This is a genomic window from Bradyrhizobium sp., from assembly GCF_017881085.1.
Lineage (GTDB): Bacteria > Pseudomonadota > Alphaproteobacteria > Rhizobiales > Xanthobacteraceae > Bradyrhizobium.
The window spans coordinates 1-10,107 of sequence record NZ_JADGRI010000200.1 but is presented as its reverse complement, the minus strand read 5'-3'; the positions used below and the strand labels follow the sequence as shown (position 1 = coordinate 10,107).

Genomic DNA, 10,107 nt, shown 5'->3' with positions numbered 1-10,107 from the left:
GCCGCGCGTTTCCGCCGCGCGCAGAAAACTCCTCGCGATCGTGTCGGCGACCGTCAGCACTGCCGGTCCGGCCATGCTCGTTCCCTCCCTCTCCTCGCCCGCTTCGGATGCCGGTTGGCCGGTCTTTTTCCGAAGCAGCAGCCTATTCAACGCCAAGTTTTCTTCTTTTTCCAGCGCCGTTCGCCCCGCGCGCCCGCTTCCTTGGCGCCGAGATAGAATTCCTGAATGTCCCTGGAATGCATCAGCCGCTCGCAGGCATCGTTCATGACCACGCGGCCGATCTCCAGGACATAACCATAATGCGCCGTCTCCAGCGCCACCTTGGCATTCTGCTCGACCAGCAGGATCGAGGTGCCCTGCTCTTCATTGATGCGCCGGATGATCGCAAATATCTCCTTCACCAGGATCGGCGACAGGCCGAGCGAGGGCTCGTCGAGCAGCAGCAGCGTCGGACGGTTCATCAGCGCGCGCCCGATCACGAGCATCTGCTGCTCGCCGCCGGAAAGTTGCCCGGCCGGCTGGTTGAGCCGCTCCCGCAGCCGCGGAAAATACTTGTACACCTGCTCGAGGTCGTCGGCGACCGCGTCGCGATCCCGCCGCGGATAGGCGCCCATCATCAGGTTCTCGCGCACGGACAGGAACGGAAACACCTCGCGCCCCTCGGGCACATGACTCAAGCCGAGCCGGACGATCTTGTCGGCTTCCATGCGCTGGATCGGCTTGCCCAGGAATTCGATCGACCCCTTCTGGGGATCGAGAATGCCGGAAATGGTTTTCAGCACCGTGGTCTTGCCGGCGCCGTTGGCCCCCAACAGGGTCACGATCTGGCCGCGCGGGACCTCGAGGCTGATGCCCCTGATCGCCATGATCGGCCCGTAGTAGCTCTCGATATTGCTGAGCTTCAGGATGATGTCGGGAGCGCTCATGCCATCATCCCCTCTAGGCGCCGAGATAGGCGGCGACGACGTCGGGATGCTCTTGCACTTCGGCAGGCGTTCCCATCGCCAGCACCCGGCCGTAGTTCAGCGCGATCACCCGGTCGGACACCCGGTTCACCAGGGTCATGTCATGCTCGACCATCAGCACGGTGACGCCGAGCTCGCTTTTCATGTCGCGAATCCAGAACGACATGTCGTCGGTTTCCTCGACATTCAGCCCCGACGACGGCTCGTCGAGCAGGATCAGCTTCGGTTCGGTACACAGCGCGCGCGCGAGCTCGATCACCTTGCGCACGCCGTAAGGAAGCCCCGAGATCAGCTTGTCGCGATAGGGTTCGAGATCGAGGAATTCGATGACCTGCTCGACGCGGCGGCGATGGATTTTCTCATTGCCGCGCACGCTCGGCAGGAACAATAGTTCCTGCCACAGCTGGGTGGTGGAATGGCGGTGCCGGCCGACCAGGAGGTTGGCGAGCACGCTGGCATTCTCGAACAATTCGATGTTCTGGAAAGTGCGGGCGATGCCGAGCTTGGCGATGCCGTAGGCCGGTTGCTCCGTGATGTCCTGGTCCTCGAAAAAGATCCTGCCCGAGGTCGGGCTGTAGATCCGCGAGATCAGGTTGAAGATCGAGCTCTTGCCGGCGCCGTTGGGACCGATGATCGAGAGGATCTCGCCCTTTTCCACGGCGAAACTGACGGAATCGACCGCCTTCAGGCCGCCGAAATGCAGCGAGAGGTTTTCGGCGCGGAAATAGCTCATCGGTACCGCTCCGACTTCACATAGATCTTCTGCCGCTTGAAGGTGGCGCGCTTGTAGAGCGGGAACAGCTGGAAGAAGAGCTTTATCTTGAGCCAGCGCCCGTACAGGCCGAGCGGCTCGAACAGCACGAACAGCACGATGATGATGCCGTAGATCGCGCCCTTCAGGCCATTGGCGGACGCGAACGCCGAGACGCTGTTCTGGATATGCGCCGCGCGCTCGGCGCCGGCCCCCAGCGTGGCGGCTACGCCGGCGACCATGCCGGGAACGTCGTCCTTCAGATAGGTCAGGAACGGATCGATCATGACGATGAAGATCGCCCCCAGCACGGCGCCGTGCAGGCTGAAGGTACCGCCGATCAGGATCACGATGATGAACTCGATCGAGAGCTGCAGCGTGAACATTTCCGGGCTGATGAACGAAAGCTTGTGGGCGAACAGGCAGCCGGCAAAGCCGGTGATGGCAGCGCTGATCGCGAACGATTTCACTTTATAGAGCGAGACGTTGACTCCCATGCTTCTGGCGGCCGTCTCGCTGTCGCGGATCGCGACAAAGGCGCGCCCGGTGGGCGAGCGCAAGAGATTGAGCGTGCCGACGATGGTCAGGATCAGTACGCCGAGGCAGAGGAAATAGAAGGCCGGACTGTCGCGCGGCACGGTGGTGCCGAGCAGCTGGATGGTCTTGACCCGCATGCCCTCGTTGCCATGGGTCACGCTTTCCCACCGCGCCAGGATCTCCTCGACGATCAGGGCAAAGGAGATCGTCGCGATCACGAGATAGATGCCCTGCAGCCGCAACGCCGGAAACCCGACCAGCGCGCCGATCACGCCGGTCAACAGCCCCGCGGCGAGGAAATAGACGGGGAACGGAACATTGAACTGCTGCAGATAAGCCGCCGTATAGGCGCCGATGGCCAGGAAGGCGGCGTGGCCCAGCGACGCCTGCCCGGTAAAACCGGTGAGGATCATCAGTCCGACGCCGACGGTGGCGTAGATGCAGACGAACACCAATTGACTGACGATGTAACTGGAAAGAACGAACGGCGCGATCGCCAGCAGCACAAGCAGGGTGCCGTAGGAGAAGAGGTAACCGCTGTGCGGAAACAGCCTGATGTCGTCTTCATAATCGGTCTTGAACATGAAGCGCATATGGCTAGACCTTCTTGCGGATGCGAAGGCCGAACAGGCCCTCGGGCTTGAGCAGCAGCACCGCCAGCAGCACGACATAAGGCGCGACGTCCTTCCACCCCTCCGCCAGATAGAAGCCGGCCATGCTCTCGATCACGCCGATCAGCACGCCGCCGACCACCGCGCCGGGGATCGAGCCGAAGCCGCCGAGCACCGCCGCCGGAAACGCCTTCAGCCCCAGCACCAGCCCGACATTGGAATGAATGAAGGTGATCGGCGCCAGCAGCACGCCGGCGCAGGTCGCGACCGAGGCGCTGATCGCCCACACGATCGACACCACGCGCTTGACCGGAATGCCCATGTAATAGGCCGCCAGCATGTTTTCCGAACTCGCGCGCATCGCGGTGCCGAGCATCGTGCGCTTGAAGAACAAATAGAGCAGCGCGCACAGGATGACGGTCGCCGCGATCACCGAGAGCTTGTCATAGGCCAGCACGAGCGAGCCGATCCGCAGCACACCCTGGCTGAACGGCGTCTCGATCTTGAAGTCGTCGGTGCCCCAGATCATGCCGACCACCGAGCGCAGGAAATAGCCGAGCCCGATGGTTGCCATGATGATGGAGAACTGCGGATAGCCGAGGATCGGACGCACCACCAGCCTCTCGGCCAGCATGCCGAACAGCGCCATCGCCGCGACCGCGCAGGCAAATCCGATCCAGTAATTGAAACCGAGAAGGCCGATGAAGGTGAAGGCGAAGAATCCGCCCAGCATCATCAGGTCACCCTGGGCGAAATTGACGACCTCGGTGGCCTTGTATACCAGCACAAAGCCAAGCGCGATCAGGCCGTAGACGCAGCCGAGCGCAACGCCACTCACCAACTGCTGAACGAAGTCCAGCATTGTCGACATCCCTCCCCCGATGCGAGCGATTCTAACGACCGCCTTTGCCGCATCTTGTGTCCACGCGCTGTTCGGCATCGCCTGCCGAAAGCCGCGGGACCAACCTATACAGCCGGAAGCCCCGTTGCCTGTCAACACAGCGGTGGTTGCCGTCCCGCACCGGGGTTGCGGACAAATGCCGCAATCCCGGCGATTGGGTTCGCGAACTCTGTGCTGTCGCGATTTCGGCCTGCCGGTCTTCGGCGCCAAGGCGCGCATCGCTGCATCAGCGATGCAGATGGATATCTTTGCAAATCGCCTCAGGCGACCGCGGAGTTCCAGGGCCTGCTCTTCAGCAAAGCGGGAATTTCGGCGGCCGGAATCGCCCGGCCGAACAGATATCCCTGCCTTTCCTCACAGCCACTTGCCTTCAGATAGGCCAGCTGTCCCTGATCTTCCACGCCTTCCGCCGTTGTCGTCAGGCCAACGCCCTTTGCAAGGCAGAGGATGGCGCGAACAATCGCCCGGTTGTCCTCGCCCTCACCGAGATGCGACACGAAGCGGCGATCAATCTTTATCTTGTCGAGATGCAGCGAGAGCAACTGCGTCAACGCGGCATAGCCCGTTCCAAAATCGTCGAGCGCAACCCGCACGCCTGCCTGGCGCAGCTGATCGATGACCTTCCCTGCGATGGCGATATTGGCAACCAGCGCCTTCTCGGTGATTTCTATTTCCAGCTGGCGGGGATTGAAGCCGGTCTGAGCCAGGATCGCCAGGACGCGCAGTCCGAACGTCGGATCGTACAACTGGACCGCCGAGACATTGAACGAGAGTGTGAGGTCTTTTGGCCAGGATTTGGCCTCCAGGCAGGCACGGCGCAGCAGCAGTTCGCCCAGCGGCACGATCAGGCCGGTTTCTTCCGCTACCGGAATGAACTCGGCCGGCGGTATCGAACCAAGATCAGCGCTTTCCCAGCGCGCCAGTGCCTCGAACCCGATGATGCGATTGCCGTCGAGCGAAACAACCGGCTGAAAATGCGGCGTGATGGAGTCAAATTCGACTGCGGCCCTCAGTTCCCGTTCGATTTGAACACGGCGCTCGATTCGCGCGTCCATCTCGGGCTCGAAAAAGCGAGCAGACGATGGTCTGGTGGCCTTGGCGCGGTAGAGCGCACGATCTGCGCGACTTACCAGTTCGTCAGCCCGCGTACCGTCATCGGGCGCCACAGCAATGCCAACGCCGACGCCGAGCCTCACGGTCGCATGTCCAACAACAAAAGGTTCGGCAACGGTCTCCTGAATGCGCGCCGCCAGATCGGCAGCCTCGTCAACGGAGGAAATGGAAGGCATCATGATCGAAAACTCATCCCCTCCGATTCTGGCAAGGAAGGCGTCCCGACCGAGGAGGGCCGATGCCCGGCGAGCAAACTCGCTGAGCGCCTTGTCTCCTGCGACATGACCATGAATGTCATTGATCGCCTTGAAGCCGTTCAGATCGAGCATCAGAACCGCGAGCCGCTTGCCAGCGCCGGCGGCCTGAAGATTTGCAGCGAGTCTTTCCTCGAAGAAGCGGCGATTGGGAAGCTTGGTCAGAGGATCGTGCAGGGCCAGATTGCGCGCATGTTCTTCGGCTGCGATACGCGCCCGGTTTTCGCGCACCACGTCTCGATAGCGGCGTATCCCGTAAGTCATCACGGCTGCGCTTAGGATGAAAACGACAAAGACCAGGTCGTCCAGTTCCCACTCGGGATGGTCCAACGCAAACTGCAGCAGGTAAGGGGGCAGCTCATAAACATCCGCGGCCGCGTAAGTAACGAGCGCGAATACCATCAACAGGACCGCATCGCGAATGTGAGGTTCGTTCCATCTCGACCACCCCGTCTTGGTGAACACTGGTCGGGCTACTAAAGGTGACATGGAACTCGGGCCTTGCGTGTGCTGACCGGTTTCGGCTGCCTCTGGTTTGACACACAGGCGTAAACGTCATCCGAAGCGGTTCTGCAAATTCGGCATCCCCGATTCACCGAGCCGAAAGCTCTTGGGTCCATGGTGCGAAGCTGGATGCAACCCGAAGATGGTCCAGACCTCATGAAGCCGCACGAATCCGCGCTGCAAGTGCGAGGGTTAACGAAACGTTTTGACCGCCTCGCGGTCGATGCGCTCGATCTCACGGTGCGATCGGGCGAATTCTATGCACTGGTCGGCCCCAACGGCGCCGGCAAGACCACGACATTGCGCATGGTGGCGGGCCTGTTGCGGCCCGATGCCGGAACGGTCACGATATTCGGCAGCGATGCGCTCTCCGATCCCGTCGCCGCCAAGCAGATCATGGCGTGGGTTTCGGACGAGCCGATGATCTACGACAAGCTGACGCCGCTGGAATATCTCGAATTCGTCGCCGGCCTGTGGGGCGTCGATCCCGCGACCTCGGAACCGGCCGCGCATCGTCTGCTGGTCTCGCTCGGACTGGAGCCGCATCTGCACGAACGCTGCGAGGGATTTTCCAAGGGCATGCGCCAGAAGGTCGCGCTGGCGGGAGCCCTGGTGCACGACCCCCGCCTGATCATCCTGGACGAGCCGCTGACCGGACTCGACGCGGTGTCCGCGCGCCACGTCAAGGGATTGCTCGGCGATCGCGTCCGCTCAGGCTGCACCGTGATCATGACCACGCATATTCTGGAAGTCGCCGAACGCATGGCCGACCGGATCGGCGTCATCGCCGCGGGACGCCTGGTCGCGGAAGGCACGCTGGCCGAACTGCGTCAGCAGAACGGGCACAACGACACCAGCCTCGAAGACCTGTTCATCGCGCTGGTCAATGTCGAGGCCGCCGCGGCATGAGTTCGGCCACCGCGCTCACCTGGTTTGCCCGGCACGAGATCCGGCTGGCATGGCGAGAATGGCTCGCGACGATGACGGGCGGCCGTCGCAAGCGAACCCGCGCCGTCATCGGCCTGATCGTCTTCGCCGCGATCATGCATCTGCCCGCTTATGCGGTGATAGGCCGGTTTGCGGATCTTAGGGCGCCACTCGACAAATCCTCGCTGATCGTCATGACGGCGACCATCGTCCTGGCCTGGGCATTGATGCTGTCGCAGGCGATCGAATCGGTGACGCGGGTGTTCTACGCCCGCGCCGATCTCGACCTGATCATGTCCTCGCCGGTCCGCCTGGAAAATGTGTTTTCGATACGCATTGCCGCCATCGCGCTGACGGTGATTGCGATGGCGCTGTTGTTCTCGACGCCCTTCGTCGACGTTCTCGTGATCGGCGGCGGCATCCGCTGGTTCGCGGCCTACGGCGTCGTGGTCGCGATCGGCCTGTCGGCGGCCGCGATGGCGATCGCGGTGACGATCGTTCTGTTTCGCCTGATCGGCCCCAGCCGCACGCGTTTCGTGGCGCAAATTCTCGCTGCAGTCATAGGTGCCGGCTTTGTCATCGCGCTGCAGATCGCCGCCATCCTGTCCTACGGCACGATGTCGCGCTTCGCGGTACTGACCTCGGACGCCGCCGCCCGGTTTGCCCCCGATGCCGACAGCATCATGTGGTGGCCGGCGCGCGCCGTGCTCGGCGATGGCGAGGCGCTGCTGCTGCTGTTGGCCGGCGGCCTCCTGCTGCTCGGCGCCGTGATGACGATTTTCTCGGCGAGGTTCGCCAACACCGCCGCGCGCGCCTCGGCCAATGCCAGGCCGAACCATCAGGGCTCCCGCGCCAGGGCATTCCGCGCCGGCTCGCGCCAGCAGGCGCTGAGGCGGAAGGAATTCGTGCTGCTGCGCCGCGATCCCTGGCTGGTGTCGCAGACCCTGATGCAGCTGTTATATCTGGTGCCGCCGGCGGTGATGCTGTGGCGCAGCTTTTCCGACAGCAACATGGCCATCGTGCTGATCACGCCGGTGATTGTCATGGCGGCCGGTCAACTCGCCGGCGGTCTCGCCTGGCTGACGATTTCAGGCGAGGACGCCGCCGATTTGGTGGCGACCGCGCCGCTAGCGCCATCGCGCGTGATCCGCGCCAAGATCGAGGTGGTGCTGATCGCGATCGCGGCCATCTTCGCGCCGCTGGTCGCAGCGTTGCTGTTTGCCTCGCCGCTGCAGGCCACGGTCACCGCGCTCGGCGTCATCATCGCGGCGGCCTCCGCCACCGCGATCCAGCTCTGGTTCCGGGTGCAGGCCAAGCGCAGCCAGTTCCGCCGCCGCCAGACCTCGTCGCGGCTGGCGACCTTCGCGGAGGCCTTTTCCTCGATCGGGTGGGCCGCGACCGCGGCGCTGGCGCTCGCGGTGCCCCTCGCCGCGCTCGTCAGCGGCCTGATGACCTCAGCCATCGTTGCGGCGACCTGGAAGCTGAGCCCGCGGCGGGAGTGAGCGCGCTCACGCGCTACCCCTTGATCAGCTCCATCACCGCAGCCGCAAACGCTTCCGGCTCTTCCTGCGGCAGATTGTGACCCGTGCGCGGGATGACACGATGGATGCGGGGACCTGAGAATTTCACAGCCTGTGCGGTGCCGTCGGTAGCGGAGACGACGCCGTCGCTATCGCCGTCCAGGGTGATGGCAGGCACCGTAATGACCGGCAGCGCCGCCAGCCGGCGCTGGATGTCGGCGTATTGCGGATCGCCGTCCGCGAGGCCGAAGCGGTGACGATAGCTGTGGATCACGACGTCGACATAATCGGGATTGTCGTGCGCCGCCGCTGTCCGCTCGAAACATGCATCGTCGAAATGCCAGTTCGGCGACCATTGCTGCCATAATATCCGGGCGATGCCGCGCCGGTTGGCGGCAAGACCGGCGCGTCCGCGCTCGAGCTGAAAATAGTATTGATACCAGAGCGGGACCTCGCGCTCCGGCTTCGCCGGGATCATCGCCTTGGCGATATCCTGAACCAGATAGCCGTTCGCCGACACCAGGCCGATGCAGCGATCCGGCCACAACGCCGCGCCGATGCAGGCGGCGCGTCCGCCCCAGTCATAGCCGGCGAACACGGCGCGCTTGAGCGACAGCGCGTCCATCAGCGCGATCAGGTCGGCCCCGATCGAGGCCTGTTCGCCCGAACGCGGCGTCGCCGGATCGCGGAAACGGGTCGGACCGTAACCGCGCAAATAGGGCACAATGGCGCGGCAGCCCTGCGCGGCCAGCAGAGGGGCGACGTCGACATAAGAGTGGATGTCGTAGGGAAAGCCGTGCAGCAACATCACGGCCGGCCCATCCGCGGGCCCTTCTTCGTGATAGGCGACGTTGAGGACGCCGGCATCGACGTGGCTGAGCGGCTCCAGCCGATGCGACGACGGCGCACGCGGCGCGCTTGAGGATGGTTGCGTCAATGTAAACTCCCTCCCTCGCCGCAATTCCCGATCGATTGAGCGAGCTTATCGTTTAGGCACCCCTGCAGTGAACAGAAAAATGCCGCGATGACGGCAATCAAATTGCGCGATACAGTGTCGGCGTCACCTGACGAGCCTTGCCATGCCGCGATGCCTTTCTGCCTTCTTTGCCTTGCTGAGTTCGCTGATCGCCACGGCCGCCGGAGCGCAGGATGCCCCGCGCAGCGAATGCCTGGCGATGGCCAACGCCGCACCGCGCGCGGTGCCGGTCAGCCTGCGTTCGGCCGCCGCGAAGCCCGACGAGGTCGCGATCACCTATGCCGGGCATTCGACCTACTATATCGACACGCCCGGGGGGTTGCGGATCGCGACCGATTTCAGCGGCGCCTATACCACCGGCCGCCTGCCTGACGTCGTCACCATGAACCGCGCGCATGGCACGCATTACACTCTGTTTCCGGATCCGCGCATTCCCCATGTGCTGCACGGCTGGGGCGACGACGGGCAGCCGGCCAGGATCGCCGAACGCGTCGGCGATGTTTTCATCCACAACGTCACCACCGACATCCGCCGCTATTTCGGCGACGATTCGAGCGGCGAAATGATCAGGGACGGCAATTCGATCTTCATCTTCGAGGTCGCCGGTCTTTGCATCGGCCATCTCGGCCACCTGCACCATAAGCTGGACGACAGCCATTTCGCGGCGATCGGCCGGCTCGATATCGTGATGGTGCCGATCGACGGCAACTATACGATGTCGCTCGACGGTATTTCCGACATCACGAGGCGGCTGCGCGCCTCCGTGGTGCTGCCGATGCATCGCTTCATGACGCCGCTCGACGAGTTCATGCGCAAGATCGGCCAGCAATTCGCCATCGACACGCGAGCCGAGCGCACGCTGACGATTTCGCGGGAGACGTTGCCGTCGACACCCACGGTCATCATTCTCGGAGGCGTTTGACGCAGCGGTGTACCCACCAAGTGATCAGGCCGCTGAAGCCGCCGGCATGCTGAGCGCCGCCGCGAAATTGGCGAGCAGCTTCTCCTCTCCGCCCGTGGCCAGATCACGCCCGGTGATGGCGCAGGT

9 protein-coding genes are annotated in these 10,107 nt (G+C 63.4%); 3 read left to right on the top strand and 6 right to left on the bottom strand.

What is annotated here, in order from left to right; all coding sequences use genetic code 11:
- Window positions 1-146: 146 nt before the first annotated feature.
- The 5 genes from QZ213_RS18275 to QZ213_RS18255 all read right to left on the bottom strand — a co-directional run bounded on the left by QZ213_RS18275 (window position 147) and on the right by QZ213_RS18255 (window position 5,597).
- Window positions 147-926, bottom strand: a complete 780-nt coding sequence (locus QZ213_RS18275) for an ABC transporter ATP-binding protein (protein ID WP_291687501.1) — start codon at window positions 924-926, stop codon at window positions 147-149.
- A 13-nt stretch (window positions 927-939) separates the two neighbouring features.
- A complete protein-coding gene (locus QZ213_RS18270; RefSeq protein ID WP_291687500.1) occupies window positions 940-1,698 on the bottom strand; it encodes an ABC transporter ATP-binding protein in 759 nt (252 codons plus the stop codon).
- A complete protein-coding gene (locus QZ213_RS18265) occupies window positions 1,695-2,846 on the bottom strand; it encodes a branched-chain amino acid ABC transporter permease (protein WP_291687499.1) in 1,152 nt (383 codons plus the stop codon). Before QZ213_RS18265 ends, QZ213_RS18270 begins: the two co-directional genes overlap by 4 nt.
- 4 nt (window positions 2,847-2,850) lie before the next feature.
- Window positions 2,851-3,726, bottom strand: coding sequence for a branched-chain amino acid ABC transporter permease (locus tag QZ213_RS18260; RefSeq protein ID WP_291687498.1), 876 nt, complete (start codon window positions 3,724-3,726; stop codon window positions 2,851-2,853).
- 299 nt (window positions 3,727-4,025) lie between these two features.
- Complete coding sequence (locus QZ213_RS18255) at window positions 4,026-5,597, bottom strand: EAL domain-containing protein (protein ID WP_291687497.1); 1,572 nt, start codon at window positions 5,595-5,597, stop codon at window positions 4,026-4,028.
- 195 nt (window positions 5,598-5,792) lie between these two features.
- Here QZ213_RS18255 and QZ213_RS18250 point away from each other — a divergent pair, with 195 nt between their 5' ends.
- Window positions 5,793-6,545, top strand: a complete 753-nt coding sequence (locus QZ213_RS18250; protein WP_291687496.1) for an ABC transporter ATP-binding protein — start codon at window positions 5,793-5,795, stop codon at window positions 6,543-6,545.
- Window positions 6,542-8,065, top strand: coding sequence for a permease (locus tag QZ213_RS18245; RefSeq protein WP_291687495.1), 1,524 nt, complete (start codon window positions 6,542-6,544; stop codon window positions 8,063-8,065). Before QZ213_RS18250 ends, QZ213_RS18245 begins: the two co-directional genes overlap by 4 nt.
- A gap of 13 nt (window positions 8,066-8,078) precedes the next feature.
- On the opposite strand, the gene QZ213_RS18240 is transcribed toward QZ213_RS18245, so the two are convergent.
- Window positions 8,079-9,020 carry an alpha/beta hydrolase gene (locus QZ213_RS18240; RefSeq protein WP_291687494.1) on the bottom strand — a complete coding sequence of 314 codons (942 nt, stop codon included), beginning with the start codon at window positions 9,018-9,020 and terminating at the stop codon, window positions 8,079-8,081.
- Window positions 9,021-9,162: 142 nt separating this feature from the next.
- Between QZ213_RS18240 and QZ213_RS18235 the strand changes: the two genes are divergently transcribed.
- Window positions 9,163-9,981 (top strand): MBL fold metallo-hydrolase, encoded by an 819-nt coding sequence (locus QZ213_RS18235; RefSeq protein ID WP_291687493.1) that lies wholly within the window; start codon window positions 9,163-9,165, stop codon window positions 9,979-9,981.
- Window positions 9,982-10,107 lie beyond the last annotated feature (126 nt).

Bases quoted from the DNA above. Each gene is read 5' to 3' on its own strand.
- QZ213_RS18260 (WP_291687498.1), bottom strand. From the start codon at position 3,726: ATGCTGGACTTCGTTCAGCAGTTGGTGAGTGGCGTTGCGCTCGGCTGC.
- QZ213_RS18235 (WP_291687493.1), top strand. From the start codon at position 9,163: ATGCCGCGATGCCTTTCTGCCTTCTTTGCCTTGCTGAGTTCGCTGATC.
- QZ213_RS18245 (WP_291687495.1), top strand. From the start codon at position 6,542: ATGAGTTCGGCCACCGCGCTCACCTGGTTTGCCCGGCACGAGATCCGG.
- QZ213_RS18265 (WP_291687499.1), bottom strand. From the start codon at position 2,846: ATGCGCTTCATGTTCAAGACCGATTATGAAGACGACATCAGGCTGTTT.
- QZ213_RS18275 (WP_291687501.1), bottom strand. From the start codon at position 926: ATGAGCGCTCCCGACATCATCCTGAAGCTCAGCAATATCGAGAGCTAC.
- QZ213_RS18250 (WP_291687496.1), top strand. From the start codon at position 5,793: ATGAAGCCGCACGAATCCGCGCTGCAAGTGCGAGGGTTAACGAAACGT.
- QZ213_RS18270 (WP_291687500.1), bottom strand. From the start codon at position 1,698: ATGAGCTATTTCCGCGCCGAAAACCTCTCGCTGCATTTCGGCGGCCTG.